Consider the following 20,169-nt stretch of genomic DNA (forward strand, 5'->3'; position numbering starts at 1 on the left):
CGTGCCCGGCCGGGAGCGTGTGGGCCTACGCGGAATCGGGCCGAGCACCTGCGGGTCCAACCCCTGCGCGAAGGCCGGTCCACGCACGCCCCTTCTCCAACCAGCGCTACGTAGATCTTGGAAGAATCTGGCCCCCATGGCGGCCAATTCCTACCAAGGTCTCGGGCACCACAACCGCCACGCCGGCGCCGATGACGCGAGCCGCTCGGCGGCGGAGGTGAGGTCGGGTAGGCAAGCCGGGTGCCCGGTCCTGCCGCGGCCACATCCACCATCTGGCAGCGACAAGACAGCGTCCGCGACAGGCCGACGGCCGCGCACCCCGGTTGAGGGTCGCGGCCGTCGGTTCGGCGCGGGATGGGTGGTCAGTTGGTGCTCAGGCCTTTTTCGCTGCCCTTCTTGAGCTTGCGGTCGTCGCGCAGCTGGAGGAAGGGTTCGTCGTCGGCCGGGTGGCCTGCGGCGATCGCCCGGCCTCGTTCGAGTTCGGCGTCCAGTTCGGCGCCCAGCATGATGGCGATGTTCGAGATCCACAGCCAGACCAGGAAGGCGATCACGCCGCCCAGGGTGCCGTACGTCTTGTTGTAGTTGGCGAAGTTCGCCAGGTACAGGGCGAAGGCTCCGGAGGCGATCAGCCAGATCACCACGGCGAAGATGCCGCCGGGGCTGACCCAGCGGAAGCCGCCGGTCTTGGCGTTCGGGGAGGCCCAGTAGAGGATCGCGAACATCAGGCTGACCAGGATGATCAGGACCGGCCACTTGGCGATGTTCCAGGTGGTCACGGCGGCCGAGCCGAGGCCGATGGTGTCGCCGACCGCCTGGGCCAGGTCGCCGGTGAACACGACGATGACGGCCGAGAGGATCAGCATCAGGCCGACCACCGCGGTGACGCCGAGGCGGATCGGGAGGGTCTTCCAGATCGGGCGGCCCTCGGGGACGTCGTAGATCGCGTTCGAAGCGCGCATGAACGCACCGATGTAGCCGGACGCCGACCAGAATGCCGTGGCCAGACCGAGGATCGCGGCGAAGCCGGCCGTGCCCGGGTCGGAGACCTGGTTGAGGACCTGGTCGAGGAGGTCCTTGATCTGGGTCGGGGCGATCTCGCTGACGGTGTCCTGCACGGTCTGCTGGCCGTTGTCGCTGAGCATGCCGAGGATCGAGACCAGCACGAGCACGCCCGGGAAGATGGACAGGACGCCGTAGTAGGTCAGCGCGGCGGCCCAGTCGGTGACGTTGTCCTCGGAGAACTGCTTGACGGTGCGCTTGAGCGCCGCGAAGATGCCCTTGCCCTTCAGCTTCGCCGGGTTGTCGGGGCCTTCGTCGGGGCTCGGAGCCGACAGGTCGTTGTCCCGGTCCTCCGCCGTCCTGGTGCTGGCGATGTCGTGGCGGGCTCTGTCCTCGGTCTCGCTCTTCGAGTCGTTGTCCTTGTGAAGCTTCACGACGGGTCCCTCCGGGCGCTGCGGCAATGTCCGTTCGGCCGGCTTCCGCCCTCGTGCCCCGGAGACACACCGCGCACGAAAGACGACCTCACCTGGGGTGGTGCCCGGTGTTATGCCCGTCTAATCACCTGATCTCAGCGACCTTTCAGCTATCGGCAGAGCAGTTTGCCCATCCGGCGGCCGGCCACCGCCAGGCCGAGCGCGAACAGCGCCAGCAGATAGAGCACGTCCAGTGCCTGGAGCCAGCCGACCTCGCCGGTGGTGATCGCGCGGATCAGGTCGACCGACCGGTACAGCGGGGTCACCTCGACCACCCAGCGCAGCACCACCGGGTAGGCCTGCGCCGGGACGAACGTGCCGGAGAACAGGAACAGCGCGAACTGGACCGACGCCACCAGGTCGAAGTCCTGCCAGCTGCGCATGAACGTGGACAGGGCCATCCCGGTGCCGCCGAAGGCGAAGCCGACCAGCACGGCCGCCCCGAACGCGGCCACGGCCAGACCGGGCGTGGTCAGGCCCATCGCCACCATGACCACCAGGAACGCCGCGGCGTAGATGTTGCCGCGGATCATCGCCCAGGCCAGCTCGCCCAGCGCGATCTCGATCGGCCGTAACGGGGTGGCCAGCATCCCGTCGTACAGCTTCATGAATTTCATCTTGCCGAAGAAGTTGAAGGTCGTCTCCGACAGCGCCCCGCTCATCGCCGACGACGCCAGCATGGCCGGGGCGACGAACGCCGCATAGTCGATCACCCGGCCGTCGGGCAGCGTCAGGTCGCCGACCAGCGCGCCCACGCCGACGCCGATCGAGAACAGGTAGAGGATCGGCTCGATGAAGCCCGAGGCCATCACCAGCCAGTACGACGGTTGCAGCGTCGTCACGTTGCGCTCGACCACGGACGCCGAACGCCGGCCGGCGCCCTCGAACGAGATCAGCCGCGGCAGGACCAGAGTCAGCATGTCAGCCCCTCACACCACGAGCCGGCGGCGGAACGCCCGGTAGGCCAGCAGCCAGCCGGCGCCCGCCCACAGGGCCAGACAGAGCAGGTGCCCGACCGGCGACCAGGCCGGCGCGACGCCCAGCGTGGCGGCCCGGCTCAGGTCGACGCCGTGCCACAGCGGCAGCGCGTACGCGATCCAGCGCAGCAACCCCGGCAGCGACTCGACCGGGAAGAACACACCGGAGAACAGCGACATCGGGATCACGCCGAGCCGGAACAGCACCGCCAGGTAACTGTCGATGCGGACCGTCGCCGCATACGCGAACGCGGGGGTGGCCACCGCCAGGCCGACCAGCGCGGCGATCGGCAGCGTCAGCAGCGCCCACCACGAATGCATCGTGCCGAATGCCGTGGCGATGGCCAGGAACGCCGCGCAGCTGATCAGCGTGCGGACGACGACGAACGCGAGATGACCGTCGAGGATGTCGGCGACGCGCAGCGGAGCGGCCGCCTGACCGAAGTAGATCCGCTGCCACTCGAAGCCGCCCAGCACCGGCCAGGTCGAGTCCCCGATCGCCACCTGCATGGCCGTGGAGGCGATCAGGCCGGGCACCATCCAGTCCAGGTAGGGCACTCCCTCGACGCCGCCGGTGACGTACGCACCGACGCCGACCCCGAAGCCCAGCATGGTGAGCAGCGGCAGCACGAAGGAGGACAGCACGCTGGACCGCCAGATGCGGCGGTAGCTGACGAGGTGATATTCCAGGACGTAGCGGGTCATCTCAGTCCACCAGCGTCCGGCCGGTGAGGTGCAGGAACACGTCCTCCAGGCTGCTGCGGCGCACCAGCACGCTGGCCGGGCTCAGCGCCCGGCGCTGCACCTCGGCCACCGCGTCGTCGCCATCGGTCACGTAGAGCAGGATGCGGTCGGGCAGGACCTCCAGCCGCCGGCCCACCCCGGCCAGCTTGTCCGCGAAGACCTCCTGGGACTCGGCGTGGAAGCGCAGCTCGACGACCTCGCGGGTCGAATACTGCTCGATCAGGTCGCGCGGGGAACCCTCGGCCACGATCTTGCCGCCGTCCATCACCACCAGGCGGTCGCAGAGCTGCTCGGCCTCGTCCATGTAGTGAGTGGTGAGCACCAGCGTCACACCCTGCTGCTTGAGCCGGAACAGCCGCTCCCACACCAGGTGGCGGGCCTGCGGGTCGAGGCCGGTGGTGGGCTCGTCGAGCAGCACGATCTCGGGCTCGTTGACCAGCGCCCGGGCGATCGTCAGCCGGCGTTTCATGCCGCCGGACAGCGGCTCCACCTTGCTGTCGGCCCGCTCGGTGAGCTGGACGAAGTCGAGCAGCTCGTCGGCCCGGGCCCGGGCGACCTTGCGCGGGATGCCGAAGAAGCGGGCGTACGTGGTCAGGTTTTCCCGGACGGTCAGCTCGAGGTCGAGGTTGTCGAGCTGCGGGCAGACGCCGAGGCGGGCGCGGATCGCCGGGCCGTCCCGCCGCGGGTCCATGTCGAGAATGCGCAGCACCCCGTCGGTCGGCGGGGAGACACAGCCGATCATGCGCATGGTGGAGCTCTTGCCCGCACCGTTGGGACCGAGGAAGCCGAACGCCTCGCCCCGGCGCACGTCGACGTCGATGCCGTCGACCGCGGTGAACCCCTCGAACCTCTTGACCAGCCCCCGGGCGTGAATGAGCGTCACCCGGCCGACCCTAGTGAAGGGGTCCGACAAAATTCAGAGCGACGGGGTGGTCGCGTCCCGCGCGGAACCGACGAGCTGGTCGGTGACCTCGATGATCGGCTCGGCGTCCACGGCCGTCCGGGCGTCGTAGCGGACCGCCCAGCTCAGCCCGTCCACCCCGCTCACCCGGCGGCCGACCACCCGGACCCCGCCGTTGGGCGGCAGCGGGTGGTGCGACGTGTACGCCACCGAGCGGGTCACCCGGGTGCGCACCTGATCGGGCAGCTCACCGGGCTCCAGCAGCAGGAACCCCCGCACCGGCGCGTCGACCTGCACCGTGTAACCGTCGCGCTCCTGGGCCACCTCGGCCGGCGTGATCACGAGCTCGCGGCCCGACCACGCCACCTTGTGGATCTCGTGCCAGCCGAGCCGCTCGCCGCCGGGCAGCCACAGGCCGCGGTTGGTCGCGACCAGCACCTGCTCACCACCCGGGTCCCCGACGAAGGCCCACGCCAGGACGCGTTCCTCCGCCTCGAGGGCCGGCCGCAGCGCGGCGGGGAGCTTCGGACGCCGACGAAAGAGACTCACAATCCACCTGCCGCCTGGTCGCGCAAGGCGCGAGCGTGCTGTTCGAGCGAGAAGAGCTCTCCGGCGAGAGCCAGATACTCGTCCTTGTGCGCGACCGGGTTGATCCGCTGCACCTTGGACTTCAGTTCCTTGATCCGGGTGGTGACCGCGCCGACCTGCAACCGGGCCAGCGTCACCTGCACGTACCGCAGGTCGGCCTCGCCGTCGACGTGCAGCGGGACCACCGCCAGCTCGCCCACCAGGGCCTTGCCGCCCAGGTCGTCGCACAGGTCGCGGACGGCCTCGATCCAGCCGGCGCCGCCGGTGGCCGAGGCGGTGCCGCCGGCCGCCGCGATCGCCTTGCGGATGCCCTGGAAGACCGGGTCGCCGTAACACTCCGGCCCCAGCGCGTCGAACATCGGGCCCGACAGCACCGGATATTGCAGAGCCAGCTTCAACGCCTCACGTTCCACCAGGCGCTGCGGGCTGTCGGCCGGCTTGCGCGGGGTGGGCGCGCCGGACTGCTCGGGCGACGAGGCGGCGGCCACGGCCCGCTGCACCGGCTCCAGATCCATCCCCAGGTCACCGGCGAGCTTGCGGGCGTACTCCGGGCGCTTCTCCCGGTCCTTGATCTTGGCCACCAGCGGCGCGGCCCGGCGCATCGCCTCGACCCGGCCCTCGACCGTGTCGAGGTCGAAGCGGGACAGGGTCTGCCGCAGCGCGAAGTCGACCAGCGGCTCCCGGCTCGCGATCATGTCGCGGACCGCCAGGTCACCGCGGGCCAGGCGCAGCTCGCAGGGGTCCATGTTGTCCGGGCTGACCGCGATGAAGGTGCGCCCGACGAAACGCTGGTCCTCCTCGAACGCGCGCAGCGCCGCCTTCTGGCCGGCCGCGTCCCCGTCGAAGGTGTAGATGATCTCCCCGGTGAAGCTGTCGCTGTCCATCAGCAGCCGCCGCAGCACGCCGATGTGGTCGATGCCGAAGGCGGTGCCGCAGGTCGCCACGGCCGTCGGCTCACCGGCCTCGTGGCAGGCCATCACGTCGGTGTAGCCCTCGACGATGACCGCGCGGCCCTGCTTGGCCATCTCCCGCTTGGCGTGGTCGATGCCGTAGAGCACGTGCGACTTCTTGTAGAGCGGCGACTCCGGGGTGTTCAGGTATTTCGGGCCGTCGTCGTCGAACAGCTTGCGCGCGCCGAAGCCGATCACGTCGCCGGTCAGGTCCCGGATCGGCCAGAGCAGGCGGCGGCGGAACCGGTCGATGAGCGAGCCGGAACGGGCCGGTTTGGCCAGCCCGCCGACGGTCAGTTCCTCGGCGGTGAACCCCTTCTGCCGCAGGTGCTTGGCGAGCAGGTCCCAGCCGTCGGGGGCGAAGCCGCAGCCGTACTTCTCGGCGGCGTCGCGGCCGAAGCCGCGCTGGGCCAGGAACTCGCGGGCCTTGCGGGCGCCGGGGGTGCTGAGCTGCTCGGCGTAGAACTCGGCGGCGGCCGCGTGCGCGGCGATCAGGCGCTGCTTCTGGCCGGGCTGCTGGCGCGGGCCCTCGTTCCTGAAACCGGACTCGTCGTAGCGCAGCTGGATACCGGCCCGGCCGGCCAGCCGCTCGACGGACTCGAGGAAGGTCAGGTGCTCGGCGTCCATCAGGAACTTGATGGCGTCGCCACCCGCGCCACAGCCATGACAGAAGTAGACATTTCGGGCGGGTGACACGGTGAACGACGGGGTCTTCTCGTCGTGGAAGGGGCACAGCCCCTTGAGGTTGCCGCCGCCCGCCGAGCGCAGCGTCACTGTCTCGTTGATGATGTCCGCTATCGAGGTCCGGTCGCGGACCAACGCGATGTCCTCGTCCTTGACCCTGCCCGCCACGGCTACATACTGCCTCGCGTCACCGGCCCGCTGCCATCAGGGTCCGGTGCCAGGCGACGGCCGCCGGGTCGGTCAGCGACGCGACCTGGTCGACGACCACGCGCAGCCGGGCCGCGTCCGTCTCCGCGGCCTTCCACAGCTCGGCGAACATCGGGTCCAGCTGGTCCGGCGCCCGCTCACCGAGCACGGTGACCAGCTCGACGAGGATCTCGCGCTGGCGTTCGTACCAGTCCTCGGCCGCGCGGGCGCGCATCACGTAGCGCAATGCCATCCCCTTCAGCAGGGCGCACTGGTTACGGACGGTGCGCGGCACGATGAGGTCGACGTCATAGCGGCGGACCGGCCGGGAGCCGTGCCGGCTGTTCGTCGCGCCGACCGCCGAGGAGACGAAGCGGCCGGTCAGCACGCTGGTCATCCGTTTGAGGGCGACCTGGGAGCGGTAGCCGCCGTCGTAGCCGGCGACGGCGGTCACCACCTCGTCGGCGAGCAGCAGCCGCAGGGCCTCACCCAGGGCTTCAGGGGTTTCGTCCGAATAGGTGGCGGCCACGTCGGCGCACAGCTCGGCGCGTTCGTCGGCGTCGTGCAGCAGCGGCGCGAGCGACAGGTAGCGGCCGTGCACGCCGTCCTCGACGTCGTGCACGGAGTAGGCCACGTCGTCCGCCCAGTCCATGACCTGGGCCTCCAGGCACTGCCGTTCGCCGGCCGGGGCGGAGCTGCGGATCCAGTCGAAGACCGGGCGGTCGTCGTCGTACACCCCGAACTTGCGCCGGCCGGGCCGGCGCGGCCAGGGGTACTTGCAGCTTGCGTCGAGGGAGGCGCGGGTCAGGTTGAGGCCGGCGCCGTCGACTTTGGCCTCCAGCCGGGTGAGCACGCGCAGGGTCTGCGCGTTTCCCTCGAAGCCGCCGCAGGATGCAGCGGCCTCGTTGAGCGCGGCCTCGCCGTTGTGCCCGAAGGGCGGGTGGCCGATGTCGTGGGCCAGCCCGGCCACGTCCACCACGTCCGGGTCGCAGCCGAGCCGGGCGCCCATCTCGCGGGAGATCTGGGCGACCTCCAGCGAGTGGGTGAGCCGGGTACGCAGGAAGTCGTCGGAGCCCGCGGTGTGCACCTGGGTCTTGGCGGCGAGCCGGCGGAAGCCGGCCGAGTGCAGGACGCGCGCCCGGTCGCGTTCGTACTGGGTACGCCCGTAGCCGCTGTCCTTGGCGGGCTCGCGCACCCAGCGGTGGGCATCGCCGTCCGTCATGTCCCCACCCTAAGGCGTCCGTCGCGTCGGCCGATGCGATTGGTGTGGAGTCCGATTCGCACACCCGATCCCGGTTCACCATCGTCGCCCGGCTGATCCTGATGGCGGGCATTGGCGTCGCCTCGGTGGCGCTGGTCGGCATCACCGCGGAGTGGGGATCGGCGAACCAGGCCGACGCCACCGACGAGATCGCGGCCATCAGTGACGGCATGAGCAGCCAGTGGAACGCGGACATGATGCACGACGGCCTGCGCGCCGACGTGATGTCGGCGCTCTACGCGACCACGCCGGCCCAGCGTGAGGCCTATGCCGTGGCGGAGGTGAGCGAGCACGCCACGACGCTGGTGACCAAGTACGACGCAGCCTCGAAGCTGGCGCCCGACCGGCTGGCCGCCGAGTACGCGCAGGTCCGCCCGGCTGTCGTGGCGTACGGGGAGGCAGCCGAGAGCCTGGTCGCGCTGGCCGAGCGGGACCACGCCGCGGCGGCCGCCCGGCTGCCGGAGTTCCTGGAGAGTTTCGGGCAGCTGGAGGAGGGACTCGGCGCCATCGACGACAACATGCTGGTGGCGGTGCAGGATGCAGCGAGGGCGGGGGTGGACTCCAGCCGTACCAGTGGCTGGCTCATCCTGGCCGCCGGCCTGGCCGGCGCGCTGCTCACCGCCGCGGCCGCGATGTTCACCGTGCGGGCCGTGCGCCGTCCGCTGCGGCAGATGGTCACCGCGCTGCGGGCGGCCGCCGGCCGCGACCTGACCGTCAAGGTGGAGGTCGTACGCCGCGATGAGCTGGGCGAGATGGCCGAGGCGCTGAACCGGGCGCTGCGCGCGATCCGGTCCACCGTGGCCGCCACCGCGACCAGCGCCGGCGCGCTCACCTCGGCCAGCGGGGATCTGCGCGACCTGGCCGGTCAGCTCGACGCTTCGGCGGAGCAGACCTCCGGGCAGGCCCGCAACGCGGACAGCGCCGCCCAACAGGTGTCACACTCCGTCACCGACATGATGACGGCGACCGAGGAGCTGTCCGCCTCCATCCTTCAGATCGCCCGGCAGACCGGCGATGCCGCCACCACCACGGCCGCCGCCAGCGAGAACGCCGCCACCACCACCGCGCTGGTGTCCACGCTGAGCGAGGCCAGCCGGGAGATCGGCGACATCGTCCGGCTGATCACCGCCATCGCCGAGCAGACCAACCTGCTGGCGCTCAACGCCACGATCGAGGCCGCCCGGGCCGGCGACGCCGGCAAGGGCTTCGCCGTGGTCGCCTCGGAGGTCAAGGACCTGGCCCAGGAGACCGCGCGGGCGACCAGCGACATCACCGCCAAGATCGGTGCGATCCAGGACATGACCACGCGTACGGCCGGAGCCATCGACACCATCGCCGGGGTCATCACCCGGATCGACGACGGCCAGCGGACCATCGCCGCGGCGGTCGAGGAGCAGTCCACGACCACCGAGCTGATGGCCCGCAACGTCAGCGAGGTCTCCACCGCGGCCACCGAGATCAGTGGCACGGTCACGAACATCACCGCGTCCACCGGGGCGACCGCCGAGGGGGCCAACACCACCCGGCGCTCGGCCGAGCGGGTCAGCGCCGCCGCCGGCGAGATCCAGGGACTGATCGGTCAGTTCACGTACTAGCCGGCTTGCGGGAGGCGAGCACGCAGAACTCGTTGCCCTCCGGGTCGGCGAGCACCACCCAGCTCACCTCGTGCTGGCCGATGTCGACCGGCCGGGCGCCCATGTCGACCAGGCGCTCGACCTCGGCCTCCTGGTCGTCCGGCCGCAGGTCCAGGTGCAGCCGGTTCTTGCCCTTCTTGGCCTCCGGCACGGGCGTGAACAGCAGGCCGGGCATGGTGTCCGGGGTGCGCCGGATCTCCACCTCGCCGGGCTCCTCGTGCACGATCTGGTAACCGAGAGCTTCCGCCCACCAGCGGGCCAGCCGGGCGGGATCCTCCGCGTCGACAACGACCTGCTCCCACTGAACGGGCATCGGCACTCCTTCACGTGACGCCATCGAAAGTGGCGATGATGTTACGCGCACGCGGCTGCGCGGCCACGATCGGAACAACGCACCGCCCGTGCGACCTCCTGCCGACCGGCGGCCGAGACTCCCCTGAAAGGCCGATGCCTGGTCGGCCGGAGGAGAGCCCACCGTGAACGCACTGTGCCGCCTGCTCACCAACCTGGCCGAGTCGGGGCGTACCGGGGCCCTGCATGTCGGCGGCGCCCCGGGCGGGGTGATCTACCTGGTCGCCGGCCGGATCACCCATGCCGAGTCGGCGGCCTGCCCGGGCATCGGCGAGCGGCTGGTCACCTCCGGGCGGCTGGCCGCGGCGGCGTGGCAGTCCGCGTACGCGGCGGGCCGCGGCACCGGGACCGTCGGCCGGGCGCTCGTGCGCGACGGTCACCTCGGCCATCACGAGCTGGCCTGCCGGGTCGTCGCGGCCATCACCGCCGCCACCCACGCACTGTTGCAGGGCAGTGACGAGGCGCCGATGCGGTTCGTGCCGGGCGAGCGGCACTGGTTCGGCGCGGTGGCCCCGATCGAGCTCGGCTCGCTCGGTACGCAGGCCGCCCAGCGGCTCTACACCCGGCCCGCACCGCACCGCCTGCGGCCCGCCCGGCGGACCCGCCGCCGCGTGACAACAACGAGATGAACGCCGATGGCGATGACGCACACCGGGTGCGACCGCCCCGATCGGGGTGGCCGCAGGATGGCCCATTGTGACGGCGCGGACGACAAGATCCGGGCCGGCCACACCCAGCACCACCCCGGCCGGCCGCGGCAACGAAGCCCGGCAGTCCCGCCAGCGGCCGGGCACGGCGAACGGCGGGAACATCACTCGGCTGAGGAGAGATGTGCCCGGGGTTGAGAACTGCCTGCAGGAGGCCATGGCGATACCGGGCGCGATCGGCGCCAGCATCGTCGACTACACCACCGGCTTCCCGGTCGCGACGACCGGAGCCGCACCCAACTCCGACCACGACGCAGCGGCGGCGGGCACGGCGGACGTCGTGCAGGCCGCCCAGAGCAGATCGCTGTTCGTCTCGGCGGTACCGCACGACCTGCTCGAGGACCTGATCATCACGACCGCGGGGGGCTACCACCTGCTGCGGCTCGTCCAGACCGATTTCGACAGCCGGCTGGTGCTCTACGTGTGGCTGGACCGGATCCGCGGCAACCTCGCCGTGGCCCGGCGCCGCATGCAGACCCTCGCCGACGAGCTCGTGGCGACCTGATGTCGCGTACCGACCCGGTGAGAAGGAGTGACGGTGAAGCCCTCGAAGACCGCTGCGCCCGGGCGTCTGCTCACGCAGGCAGCGGGCGAGCGGCAGACCGGCGCACTCGTCGTCGGCGGCCACCCCGGCGGCACGGTCTACCTCATCGAGGGTCAGGTCAGCTACGCCGAGTCGGCGGCCGCGCCGGGCGTCGGCGAGCTGCTGACCGCCTCCGGCCGGCTGGCCGCGCGTACCTGGCAGGCCGCGCTGGACGCCGGCACCTCCCGCGCGCAGGTCGGGCGGCTGCTGCTCGACCAGGGCCACCTCACCCAGGGCGAGCTGGAGCTGTGCGTGCTGGGCGCGACCTACGACGCGGCCTACTTCGCGCTGTCCCCCGCCTCGGCGCCGGTCGACTTCCTGGACGGGGCCGCGCACTGGCTGGGCCCGATCGTGCGGGTCGATCCGGCGGCGGTCACCCGCGAGGCCCGCCGGCGGGCGCGGCTGCTGGACGAGATCTACCCGCATCCGCAGCTCGACACGGCGCCGGTCATCCCGGTGCCGCGCCCGCCGGTCGAACGGGTCACGCTCACCGCGGCGCAGTGGGAGCTGCTGGTGCACGCCGACGGCCAGCGCACCCCGGCGGACCTGGCCCAGCTGCTCGGCCGGGCCGGCTACGCGACGATCCAGGAGCTGCGCCGGCTGGCGGCACTCGGCCTGATCGAGCGGCCCGAGGTCCGCGAGCGGGAGACAGCCCAACCCGATTTCGTACGGCTACCGCGCGCCCGTGGCACCGCTGTGGACGTACGCCGGCCGGCTCTGTCGCCCGCGGACGGTCCGACCGTACCCATCATCGCCGGGCCGCGACCGGCTCCGGCCTCGGGCGATCCGCCCGGCGCGGCCCCGCAGTCGGGCTTGGCCCCGACGCCCGGAGCGGACCGGCCTCCGCGGCTGGCCCGCCGCAAGCCCGGGGCGAAGCTGCCCAAAGACGTCGCCGCGGACACCGGCCAGCTGCACACCGGCACCGACGAGGTGCTGCTGAAACGGATCCGCACCGCGCTGCGAGCCCTGCGATGACCCGGGCCCCTCCCCCACCGGTGCGGCCCGACCAGGAAGGAGAGACCCAGGATGACGGTGGATCCGGCGGTACTGACGGAACTCGGCCATCTGCGCTCCCGGTTGCCTGAGCTCTCCGGCAGTGTCCTCGCCACCGCCGACGGGATGGTGGTCGCGCACGACGCGCACGGCATCGAACCGGACAGCCTGGCCGCCCTGGCCGCCGCCCACCTGGCCCTCGCCCGGCGCTTCGCGCACGCCGTCAACCACGGTGAGCTGCGCGAGTCGGTGGTGGAGTGCGACGGCGGCTACATCACCTCGTACACCGCGGGCCCGAACGCCCTGCTGACCCTGGTCACAACCGGGAACGCCAACCTGGCCATGGTGCACCTCGAGGCCCGCCGGGCCGTACGGCGGCTGGTGAACATCCTCGTCCTGGAGGCGCCGGCGCCGCACCGCCCCGAGATCCCGACGCAGACGGGGCCGTCCACACCACTGGCCCGGCGTACGCCGATGGCCACCCTGCAGAGCACCTTCCGCGGCCGGCAAGCCGGCTGACCCCACACGAAAGAGGAACCAATCTCATGGCTGACATGGAAACCGCACTGAAAGAGATCATGGACATCGACGGTGCCGTCGGTGTCGCGCTGGTCGACCACACCAGCGGCATGGCCCTGGGCACTGTCGGCGGCGGCAAGGAACTCGACCTGACGGTCGCGGCGGCCGGCAACACCGACGTGGTCCGGGCCAAGCTGCGGGCGATGGAGATGCTCAACATCACCGAGAAGATCGAGGACATCCTCATCACGCTGGACAGCCAGTACCACCTGATCCGGCCGCTGACCAGCCGCTCGGGCAAGGGCCTGTTCCTGTACGTGGCGCTGCGCCGGGACCGCTCCAACCTGGCGATGGCCCGCCACCAGCTCAAGCGCATCGAGAACGACCTCGACGTCTGAGCCGGGGAATGGACGTGGGGAGGGTGCCGACACACCCTCCCCACGCTCTGTATCCAGACTTGTGCGAAGGGTTGCAATGGATGGTCATGAGTGAGAATCTGCATCGACGTCCGGCAACACCACGGGGTGGTCGATTCGGTGACAGACTCCAGACAACTGCACGCGGTGCTGACCCGATGGGGCAACAGCTACGGCGCGAGCGCCGAGATCCCCCTGGTCGAAGTGGCGATGCGCTTTCCGTCAGCAGACGAGCAGCTTTCCGTGATTCTGTACGAACGGGCCGCCGATCACCTCGTCGAGTTGCTGAGGCTGGACGCCGCTGCCCGGCTCGGCCATCAAGCCGCACCCGATGATCCCGCAGCTGCCCTTGTCCATGCCGGCCTGCGGCTCAGGCACCTGGAGCAGCAGGCCAGCGAACTGAACGGACCACCGCATCCACGGACGGCCGGTCGATTCGCGGGCACTCTCCGACGTCTTCTTGCGGCTGCTCAGGAACTGATGGAAGACCGCGGTGTCAACGCTTCCCTCGCGGACGCAGACTCCGAACTTCAATCGCTTGAGTACGAGGCCCTGCCGCCCGCTGTGACGATGACACCGAGCAGGGAGGGACCGACGCTGGCGGACCAGTTCCTGCTGACCTGCCTGCCCGGCAGTTACACGATGACGGTGCACGTGCGCGTCTATCGCCCGGCCGCCGGGCCTGCCGTCGTGGTCATCGGCGAGTTGAGCGACTACCACTCCCCAGGCTTGCTCGAATCCCCCAGCGCCTATCTGGACGACTTGCGAGAGCGCCTACCGGAACTGGCCGCTGAGCAGCCCCGCTGGGTTCACTATCTTCCCATTGACTACGACCGGTACAGCGAGAGAAGACTGCACGACTTCCTTGACGAGTACACCTCCGCCGGGCTGACCGGTTGGGGAATCCGGACCGTCGACGCCGTTGGTCTCCGTGAAACCACCAGACGACGTGTTCCCACGGTGATACTGCGCTGCCGCCGCTGGACCTGTGGAATCGGCTACGAGAGCCCGGTCCGGCGACTCGCCGAGGCGGCTTGCCCGCGATGCGGTTCGACGAAGATGCAGCCGGTCCGGGTACTGGTGAACTGACATGGGCGCACCCCCCGACATCCGGGAGTACTTCTACTGGTCGGAGCGGAAGATCGCCCGGATCGCCCGGGACGGCGGCCTCAATGTGAGCACCGCTGGCTCCACGAAGTACAAATCGCCGACCGGGCCGTTCCTGCCCAGCGTCGAGATCGACCGCCCGCGTCCAGCTCCCGCCCGAGATGCGGTTGCCGCGCGGATAGAACGCTACCTTTCGGCGCAGACAGTCCGGGACTTCGTGACACCGCCGCGGGTACGTTTCGCGGCCGGCCACGGGACGTTGACCTTTGCCCAGTTCGTCAACTTCGGCAAGATTGAGGACACCGTCTCCATTTTTACCGAGGCGCGTTCCAGCACCGGATCCCGGGTGGCGATCTGCATGTTCGGCAGCATGGACAACCTCGCCGACGTCATCGCAACCGCACCGACAACGCGGACCGGATGGTCGTCGTCAGCCGCGCCGGAGATCTTCCGGTTCATCTCATCGTTCGGCCGGGACGTGGCCACCGGGACGACCGAGGAGGAGATCGCCCGGGAAGCCGTCAATCTCCTCTGCCATCAGGGCGGCTCGGCCAACGAACGGGGCCGGCGGGGCTTCACCTATGGGCATCTGGGCAACTCCGGCGAGTGGATGCTGGAGGCGTACCAGGATCTCGACGTGAGTGACGATCCGGCCGAGACCGATGCGGGTGCGTACGACCGGGTGGTCATCGGCGCGCCGTTGTGGATCCGTACGCCTACCCCTCAGGCGCTGGTCCTATACGGCCAGGATCAGGACCAACGCACCGACGAAGCGCCGCTGTTCCCTTCCGTACGCTCGCAGCGAGTGCCGTGGTGGCGACACCTGTTGCCGTGACGGTGGATCAGCATCGTCAGCCGTTGGCGTTGTCGTCCGGGCCGGTGTTGGTGCCGATCGCGACCACCTCGGGCACCGGCTCGCGGGTCACCTCGGACTTGAGCAGCTTGCGCTTGGTCTCCCGGCCGTCGACCAGGGTCACCTCGTACGTCTTGGTCCGTACCCCGTCGATGCCGGCGGTGCGCGGCTCGCGGGTGCCCTTGGGCAGCCAGTTGTCCTTGACCGTGCGCGACTTGAAGGCGATCGGCTCGGTCTCGGTGATCGTGCGCTTGCGGACCCCCGGCGACTTCCCGGCCGCCGGGGCGGGTGCCGACGCCGACGCGACCGCCGTGGCGGCGGCGGCCGGCTGACGCTCGGGGGTGGCCGCGGGCGCGGAGGAGTCGCCGCCGATGGCACCGATCACCGCCAGTACGCCGGCCACCGGCACCACCACGGCCGCGACGATGATGCCGGCCTTCTGCGCGGTGCCGAGCCGGGTCCAGGTCGATGTCTCAATTTTCACTCGCACAGTCTGGGCGTCCGGTTCCCGCCCGGAATCAGCCATTCGGGCGTTCCGGGCGGCCCAGGGGGCTACTGCCCGGCCCGGCGGTACCGGTCGGCGATGGTCCGGCAGGCCGCCTTGAGCTCGTCCGGCTCGACGACGGTCAGATCGGCGTCGAAGGTGGCGAGCAGGCCGGCGATCCCGGCCCAGGACCAGGCGCCGAGCGTGAGACGGGTACGGGCCGGCGCGACGTACTCGATGACCGACCCGCCGGGCGCCCAGCGGGCCACCACCTCCGCGGGCAGTTCGATGAGCACGACGCCGAGGCACTGCCAGCGGGCCGGGGTGTCACCGCGGTCGTAGCTGCGCATGACGTAGCGGGCCACACTGCGCTCGGGCAGCTCCCGGCGCTGGAACGGGATCCCGGTCGCGGCCTGCGGGTGGATCCGGTCGACGCGCAGCACGGTCCACCGTTGGCCGGCCGGCTCGTAGGCGACGAGATACCAGCGGCCGGCCCAGGTGACCAGGTGGTGCGGCTCGACCCGCCGGGCGGGGGCGAAGCCCGGCTCGCCCGGGTGCAGGCGGTGGCCGTCGGCGGTGAGGTACTCGAAGTACAGCAGGTGGCCGGCCCGGACCGCGTAGCCGACAGCCTTGAGCGTGTCCGAGGCGATCGGCGGAGCGGCGAAGTCCCAGGCATTGCGGATGGCCGTCAGGTGCATCGCCTCGGCCTCGGCGCGCAGGTGCGCCGGCATGACGTTCTTGATGCTGGTCAGGGCCCGGGCCACGGCGTCGTCGATGCCGGACACGCTGGCCGGTGCCGTCTGCAGGGCGACAGCGACGGCGATGGCCTGCTCGTCGTCAAGCAGCAGCGGTGGCAGCTTGCTGCCCGTACCGAGCCGGTAGCCACCGTCGGGGCCTTTGACCGCGGGGACGGGATAGCCCAGGTCGCGGAGGGCCTCCACGTCCCGGCGCAGGGTCCGGGGGCTGACTCCGAGGCGGCCGGCCAGCTCGGGCCCGGACCAGCTCGCCCGCGCGCCGAGCAGGGACAGCAGAGTGAGCAGACGCGCTGAGGTGGTGGCCACGGACCGATCTTCCCGCCCGTAGCGGTCATTCGGTGTCCGCTACCACTGCCAGGCTGACGTCATGAACCGATCCGGATCCCGCATCGACCACCTCAACCTCGCCGTGCCCGACCTGGCCGCGGCGGTGGCTTTCTACGAGCCCGTGCTGGCCAGCATCGGCATCACCAAGATGCTGGAGATCCCGCCGAACGCGACACCGAACCAGCCGACCGCCATGACGGGCTTCGGGCTGGCCGACGTCAAGCCGTACTTCTGGCTCATCGACGGCGGCACGGTCGGGACGAACATGCACCTGGCCTTCACCGTCGACAGCCGCGAGGACGTGACCACCTTCTACCGGGCGGCGCTGGCCGCCGGCGCGTCGTCGCTGCTGGCGCCCGGGGTACGTCCCGAATACCACGCCGACTACTACGGCGGTTTCGTGCTCGATCCGCACGGCATCAACCTCGAGGCCGTCTGCCACCACGGGTGAGTGTCAGCCGCCGCTGTTCTCCATCTCGGCGCCCTCCGGGACGGTGTCGTCGTCGCGGCTGTCCAGCCAGCCGTACGGCAGCGAGACCTTGCCCGGGGCGTTGATGCGGCCGCGGGGCTGGCCCAGCGACTCCCGGGGGAACGGCTCCTCGTGGTCGAGCTGGGCCAGCAGGTCGTCGAGCTCCGCCAGCGACTTGACCATCGCCAGCGAGCGGCGCAGCTCCCCGCCGACCGGGAAGCCCTTCAGATACCAGGCCACGTGCTTGCGGAAGTCCGCGCAGCCGTGCCGCTCGTCCTCCAGGGCCTCGACCAGCAGGTGCGCGTGCCGGGACATGATCGCGGCGACCTCGCCCAGCTTCGGCAGCTCCTGGGACACCGCACCGTTGAACGCCGCCTGGAGGTCCTTGAACAGCCACGGCCGGCCCAGGCAGCCGCGCCCCACGACCACGCCGTCGACGCCGGTCTGCTCGACCATCCGGATCGCGTCCGAGGCCTCCCAGATGTCGCCGTTGCCCAGCACCGGCACGTCCAGGGCCTGCTTGAGGGTGGCGATCGCGTCCCAGTCGGCGGTGCCCGAGTAGCGCTGCTCCGCCGTACGGGCGTGCAGCGCGACCGCCGCGACCCCGGCCTCCTGCGCGATCAGCCCGGCCTCGACGTAGGTCAGGTGGTCCTCGTCGATGCCCTTGCGCATCTTGATCGTCAGCGGGATGCCCGCCGGGGCCGCCGCGTCGACCGCCTGCTTGACCAGCCGGCCGAACAGCTTGCGCCGCCAGGGCAGGGCGCTGCCGCCGCCGCGGCGGGTGACCTTGGGCACCGGGCAGCCGAAGTTGAGGTCGATGTGGTCGGCCAGGCCCTCCTCGGCGACCATCCGCACGGCCGCGGCGGTCACGTCCGGGTCCACGCCGTAGAGCTGCAGGCTGCGGAAGTCCTCGTCCGGGCCGAAGGCGATCATCTTGAGCGTCTTGGGGATCCGCTCGACCAGGGCCCGGGTGGTGATCATCTCGCAGACGTAGACGCCGCCGCCCTGCTCGCGGCAGAGCTTGCGGAACGCGACATTGGTGATGCCGGCCATCGGCGCGAGCACAACGGGCGGCCACACCTGGTGCTTGCCCAGAGTCAGCGGAGCGGCGGAAAGAGCGAGAGTCACGCCGTCGAGCATGGCACACCAGCATCTGGCAGAGTCAAAACGTGGATGCGGAACAGAGTCCCCGGCGGCTGGTTGCCGTCTTCTCCTCGCCGGTCGCCGAGGTGCTGCTGCGGTTCGGCGTCGAGCTGGGGTTCCAGTCGATCCTGGTCGAGCCGGATCCGACCCGGCTGCTCGGCCCGCCCCGGCCGCACGGCGACACGTACGTGGCCGACCTGGCCGGGGCCGGCATCGACCAGCACACCGACGTGGTGCTGACCGACCACCACCGGCCGGAGATCGGCGCCGTGCTCAAGGAGGTGCTGGCCGGCGAGGTGCGCTGGGTGGGCATCATGGGCAACCCCAAGCACGAGGGCCCGCACATCGCCGCGCTCAGGGAGCTGGGCGCCGGCGACGAGGACATCGCCCGGGTGCACCGCCCGATCGGGTTGAACATCGGCAGCCGCACCCCGGCCGAGATCGCCGTGGCCGCCCTGGCCGGCCTGATCGCCGACCGCAACGACCGACCGGGCGGTTTCGTCTTCTAGCTCTTGGCCCGCAACGCCTCGTGGGTGCCGGGCACGAGGACCGACTCGCTCAGCGTTGCTGACCCCGTAACGGCAGAAGCCCCGCCCCCGACGGGCGGGAGCGGGGCTGGGCGGTGCGGAGATCAACAGCCGGGGAGGCGCTCGATCAGGTATCGCTCGATCTGGTCCAGGGCGACCCGCTCCTGCTTCATCGTGTCGCGGTCGCGGACCGTCACCGCGTCGTCGGTGAGGGTGTCGAAGTCGACCGTGACGCAGAACGGCGTGCCGATCTCGTCCTGGCGGCGGTAGCGGCGGCCGATCGCCTGGGAGTCGTCGAACTCGACCATCCAGCGCTTGCGCAGCAGGTCGGCCAGGCCACGGGCCTTGGGCGACAGCTCCGGGTTGCGTGACAGCGGCAGCACCGCGACCTTGATCGGCGCGAGCCGCGGGTCGAAGCGCATGACCGTGCGCTTGTCGACGCCGCCCTTGGTGTTCGGGGCCTCGTCCTCGTCGTACGCCTCGAGCAGGAAGGCCAGCACCGCGCGGGTCAGGCCGGCCGCGGGCTCGATCACGTACGGCACCCAGCGCTCCTGCTTCTCCTGGTCGAAGAAGCTCAGGTCCACCCCGGAGTGCTTGGAGTGGGTGGTCAGGTCGAAGTCCGTACGGTTGGCGATGCCCTCGAGCTCGGCGAAGTCGGTGCCGCCGAACTGGAAGCGGTACTCGATGTCGACCGTGCGCTTGGAGTAGTGCGAGAGCTTCTCCTTCGGGTGCTCGAAGAAGCGCAGGTTGCTCTCGGACAGGCCCAGATCGCGGTACCAGTTCCAGCGCTGCTGCAGCCAGTACTCGTGCCATTCCTCGTCGGAGCCCGGCGGGACGAAGAACTCCATCTCCATCTGCTCGAACTCGCGGGTCCGGAAGATGAAGTTGCCCGGGGTGATCTCGTTGCGGAACGACTTGCCGACCTGCGCGATGCCGAACGGCGGCTTCTTGCGGGCGGCGGTGGCCACGTTGTTGTAGTTGACGAAGATGCCCTGGGCGGTCTCCGGGCGCAGGTAGTGCAGGCCCTCGGCGCTCTCGGTCGGGCCCAGGTATGTCTTCATCAGGCCGTTGAACATCTTCGGCTCGGTGAAGGTGCCCTTGTTGCCGCAGTTGGGGCAGTTGAGCTCCTGCAGCGAGGACGGCGGCGTGCCGTGCTTGTGCTCGTACGCCTCCTCGAGGTGGTCGGCGCGGAACCGCTTGTGGCACGACTGGCACTCGGTCAGCGGGTCGACGAACGCTTCCAGGTGGCCCGAGGCGGCCCACACGTCGCGGGCCAGGATGACGGCGGAGTCGAGGCCGACGATGTCGTCGCGCTGCTGGACCATCGTCTTCCACCACTGCTGGCGGACGTTCTCCTTCAGCGCGACACCGAGCGGACCGTAGTCCCACGCCGAGCGGGTGCCTCCGTAGATCTCGCTGGAGGGGAAGACGAATCCCCGGCGCTTGGCCAGGCTGACGACGGCGTCGATACGATCGGCGGGCATGTTCCTCCTACGCCGGCTGGTTGTCGGCGGGGACGTCGGGATCGGACAAAATGA

General features: G+C 70.6%; 22 protein-coding genes. 10 read left to right on the forward strand and 12 right to left on the reverse strand.

Annotated features, from left to right (window positions below):
- Window positions 1-362: 362 nt before the first annotated feature.
- The 7 genes from AB0C12_RS16860 to AB0C12_RS16890 all read right to left on the reverse strand — a co-directional run bounded on the left by AB0C12_RS16860 (window position 363) and on the right by AB0C12_RS16890 (window position 7,724).
- Window positions 363-1,373: a YihY/virulence factor BrkB family protein gene (locus tag AB0C12_RS16860; RefSeq protein ID WP_360549044.1), complete on the reverse strand. Its 1,011-nt coding sequence runs from the start codon at window positions 1,371-1,373 to the stop codon at window positions 363-365.
- Between the two features lie 209 nt (window positions 1,374-1,582).
- Entirely contained in the window at window positions 1,583-2,392 is an 810-nt protein-coding gene (locus tag AB0C12_RS16865; protein WP_360548722.1) for an ABC transporter permease, read from the reverse strand.
- A 9-nt stretch (window positions 2,393-2,401) separates the two neighbouring features.
- Window positions 2,402-3,154: an ABC transporter permease gene (locus AB0C12_RS16870; protein ID WP_360548724.1), complete on the reverse strand. Its 753-nt coding sequence runs from the start codon at window positions 3,152-3,154 to the stop codon at window positions 2,402-2,404.
- 1 nt (window position 3,155) lies between these two features.
- Window positions 3,156-4,076, reverse strand: a complete 921-nt coding sequence (locus tag AB0C12_RS16875; RefSeq protein WP_360548726.1) for an ABC transporter ATP-binding protein — start codon at window positions 4,074-4,076, stop codon at window positions 3,156-3,158.
- Window positions 4,077-4,109: 33 nt separating this feature from the next.
- On the reverse strand, window positions 4,110-4,643 hold the full coding sequence (locus tag AB0C12_RS16880; RefSeq protein WP_360548728.1) for a hypothetical protein: 534 nt from the start codon (window positions 4,641-4,643) through the stop codon (window positions 4,110-4,112).
- Complete coding sequence (dnaG, locus tag AB0C12_RS16885; protein WP_360548730.1) at window positions 4,640-6,484, reverse strand: DNA primase; 1,845 nt, start codon at window positions 6,482-6,484, stop codon at window positions 4,640-4,642. The genes AB0C12_RS16880 and dnaG overlap by 4 nt, the downstream gene beginning before the upstream one ends.
- Window positions 6,485-6,503: 19 nt before the next feature.
- Complete coding sequence (locus tag AB0C12_RS16890) at window positions 6,504-7,724, reverse strand: deoxyguanosinetriphosphate triphosphohydrolase (protein WP_360548732.1); 1,221 nt, start codon at window positions 7,722-7,724, stop codon at window positions 6,504-6,506.
- Window positions 7,725-7,768: 44 nt separating this feature from the next.
- Between AB0C12_RS16890 and AB0C12_RS16895 the strand changes: the two genes are divergently transcribed.
- On the forward strand, window positions 7,769-9,358 hold the full coding sequence (locus AB0C12_RS16895) for a methyl-accepting chemotaxis protein (protein WP_360548734.1): 1,590 nt from the start codon (window positions 7,769-7,771) through the stop codon (window positions 9,356-9,358).
- Here the strand turns inward: AB0C12_RS16895 and AB0C12_RS16900 are convergent.
- The gene (locus AB0C12_RS16900) at window positions 9,348-9,710 is read right to left on the reverse strand and encodes a VOC family protein (RefSeq protein WP_360548736.1); all 363 of its coding nucleotides are present in this window, start codon (window positions 9,708-9,710) and stop codon (window positions 9,348-9,350) included. The genes AB0C12_RS16895 and AB0C12_RS16900 overlap by 11 nt on opposite strands.
- Before the next feature lie 163 nt (window positions 9,711-9,873).
- On the opposite strand from AB0C12_RS16900, the gene AB0C12_RS16905 reads away from it, so the two are divergent.
- The 7 genes from AB0C12_RS16905 to AB0C12_RS16935 all read left to right on the forward strand — a co-directional run bounded on the left by AB0C12_RS16905 (window position 9,874) and on the right by AB0C12_RS16935 (window position 14,908).
- On the forward strand, window positions 9,874-10,377 hold the full coding sequence (locus AB0C12_RS16905; RefSeq protein ID WP_360548738.1) for a DUF4388 domain-containing protein: 504 nt from the start codon (window positions 9,874-9,876) through the stop codon (window positions 10,375-10,377).
- A 202-nt stretch (window positions 10,378-10,579) separates the two neighbouring features.
- Window positions 10,580-10,960 (forward strand): hypothetical protein, encoded by a 381-nt coding sequence (locus tag AB0C12_RS16910; RefSeq protein WP_360548740.1) that lies wholly within the window; start codon window positions 10,580-10,582, stop codon window positions 10,958-10,960.
- 33 nt (window positions 10,961-10,993) lie between these two features.
- The gene (locus AB0C12_RS16915) at window positions 10,994-12,013 is read left to right on the forward strand and encodes a helix-turn-helix domain-containing protein (RefSeq protein ID WP_360548742.1); all 1,020 of its coding nucleotides are present in this window, start codon (window positions 10,994-10,996) and stop codon (window positions 12,011-12,013) included.
- Between the two features lie 51 nt (window positions 12,014-12,064).
- On the forward strand, window positions 12,065-12,550 hold the full coding sequence (locus tag AB0C12_RS16920) for a roadblock/LC7 domain-containing protein (RefSeq protein ID WP_360548744.1): 486 nt from the start codon (window positions 12,065-12,067) through the stop codon (window positions 12,548-12,550).
- 26 nt (window positions 12,551-12,576) lie between these two features.
- The gene (locus AB0C12_RS16925; protein WP_360548746.1) at window positions 12,577-12,948 is read left to right on the forward strand and encodes a hypothetical protein; all 372 of its coding nucleotides are present in this window, start codon (window positions 12,577-12,579) and stop codon (window positions 12,946-12,948) included.
- 90 nt (window positions 12,949-13,038) lie between these two features.
- Window positions 13,039-14,055, forward strand: a complete 1,017-nt coding sequence (locus tag AB0C12_RS16930; RefSeq protein WP_360548748.1) for a hypothetical protein — start codon at window positions 13,039-13,041, stop codon at window positions 14,053-14,055.
- Between the two features lies 1 nt (window position 14,056).
- A complete protein-coding gene (locus AB0C12_RS16935; protein ID WP_360548750.1) occupies window positions 14,057-14,908 on the forward strand; it encodes a hypothetical protein in 852 nt (283 codons plus the stop codon).
- 16 nt (window positions 14,909-14,924) lie between these two features.
- On the opposite strand, the gene AB0C12_RS16940 is transcribed toward AB0C12_RS16935, so the two are convergent.
- Both AB0C12_RS16940 and AB0C12_RS16945 read right to left on the reverse strand, forming a co-directional pair.
- The gene (locus tag AB0C12_RS16940) at window positions 14,925-15,410 is read right to left on the reverse strand and encodes a G5 domain-containing protein (RefSeq protein ID WP_360548752.1); all 486 of its coding nucleotides are present in this window, start codon (window positions 15,408-15,410) and stop codon (window positions 14,925-14,927) included.
- 68 nt (window positions 15,411-15,478) lie between these two features.
- Window positions 15,479-16,471, reverse strand: a complete 993-nt coding sequence (locus AB0C12_RS16945) for a WYL domain-containing protein (RefSeq protein WP_360548753.1) — start codon at window positions 16,469-16,471, stop codon at window positions 15,479-15,481.
- Window positions 16,472-16,532: 61 nt separating this feature from the next.
- On the opposite strand from AB0C12_RS16945, the gene AB0C12_RS16950 reads away from it, so the two are divergent.
- Window positions 16,533-16,943 carry a VOC family protein gene (locus tag AB0C12_RS16950; RefSeq protein WP_360548755.1) on the forward strand — a complete coding sequence of 137 codons (411 nt, stop codon included), beginning with the start codon at window positions 16,533-16,535 and terminating at the stop codon, window positions 16,941-16,943.
- A 3-nt stretch (window positions 16,944-16,946) separates the two neighbouring features.
- On the opposite strand, the gene dusB is transcribed toward AB0C12_RS16950, so the two are convergent.
- A complete protein-coding gene (gene dusB / locus AB0C12_RS16955; RefSeq protein WP_360548757.1) occupies window positions 16,947-18,089 on the reverse strand; it encodes a tRNA dihydrouridine synthase DusB in 1,143 nt (380 codons plus the stop codon).
- Window positions 18,090-18,130: 41 nt separating this feature from the next.
- Between dusB and AB0C12_RS16960 the strand changes: the two genes are divergently transcribed.
- Window positions 18,131-18,613: an XdhC family protein gene (locus tag AB0C12_RS16960; protein ID WP_360548759.1), complete on the forward strand. Its 483-nt coding sequence runs from the start codon at window positions 18,131-18,133 to the stop codon at window positions 18,611-18,613.
- Window positions 18,614-18,735: 122 nt separating this feature from the next.
- Here AB0C12_RS16960 and AB0C12_RS16965 read toward each other — a convergent pair whose 3' ends face one another.
- The gene (locus AB0C12_RS16965) at window positions 18,736-20,115 is read right to left on the reverse strand and encodes a glycine--tRNA ligase (protein ID WP_360548761.1); all 1,380 of its coding nucleotides are present in this window, start codon (window positions 20,113-20,115) and stop codon (window positions 18,736-18,738) included.
- Between the last annotated feature and the right edge of the window lie 54 nt (window positions 20,116-20,169).

It is taken from the genome of Actinoplanes sp. NPDC048967 (genome assembly GCF_040649415.1).
Classification (GTDB): Bacteria; Actinomycetota; Actinomycetes; order Mycobacteriales; family Micromonosporaceae; genus Actinoplanes.

What these genes read in the sequence shown, in the direction of transcription:
- AB0C12_RS16865 (WP_360548722.1), bottom strand. Translation starts at nt 2,392, where the DNA reads ATGCTGACTCTGGTCCTGCCGCGGCTGATCTCGTTCGAGGGCGCCGGC.
- AB0C12_RS16870 (WP_360548724.1), bottom strand. Translation starts at nt 3,154, where the DNA reads ATGACCCGCTACGTCCTGGAATATCACCTCGTCAGCTACCGCCGCATC.
- AB0C12_RS16890 (WP_360548732.1), bottom strand. Translation starts at nt 7,724, where the DNA reads ATGACGGACGGCGATGCCCACCGCTGGGTGCGCGAGCCCGCCAAGGAC.
- AB0C12_RS16900 (WP_360548736.1), bottom strand. Translation starts at nt 9,710, where the DNA reads ATGCCCGTTCAGTGGGAGCAGGTCGTTGTCGACGCGGAGGATCCCGCC.
- AB0C12_RS16920 (WP_360548744.1), top strand. Translation starts at nt 12,065, where the DNA reads ATGACGGTGGATCCGGCGGTACTGACGGAACTCGGCCATCTGCGCTCC.
- AB0C12_RS16925 (WP_360548746.1), top strand. Translation starts at nt 12,577, where the DNA reads ATGGCTGACATGGAAACCGCACTGAAAGAGATCATGGACATCGACGGT.
- AB0C12_RS16935 (WP_360548750.1), top strand. Translation starts at nt 14,057, where the DNA reads ATGGGCGCACCCCCCGACATCCGGGAGTACTTCTACTGGTCGGAGCGG.
- AB0C12_RS16950 (WP_360548755.1), top strand. Translation starts at nt 16,533, where the DNA reads ATGAACCGATCCGGATCCCGCATCGACCACCTCAACCTCGCCGTGCCC.
- AB0C12_RS16965 (WP_360548761.1), bottom strand. Translation starts at nt 20,115, where the DNA reads ATGCCCGCCGATCGTATCGACGCCGTCGTCAGCCTGGCCAAGCGCCGG.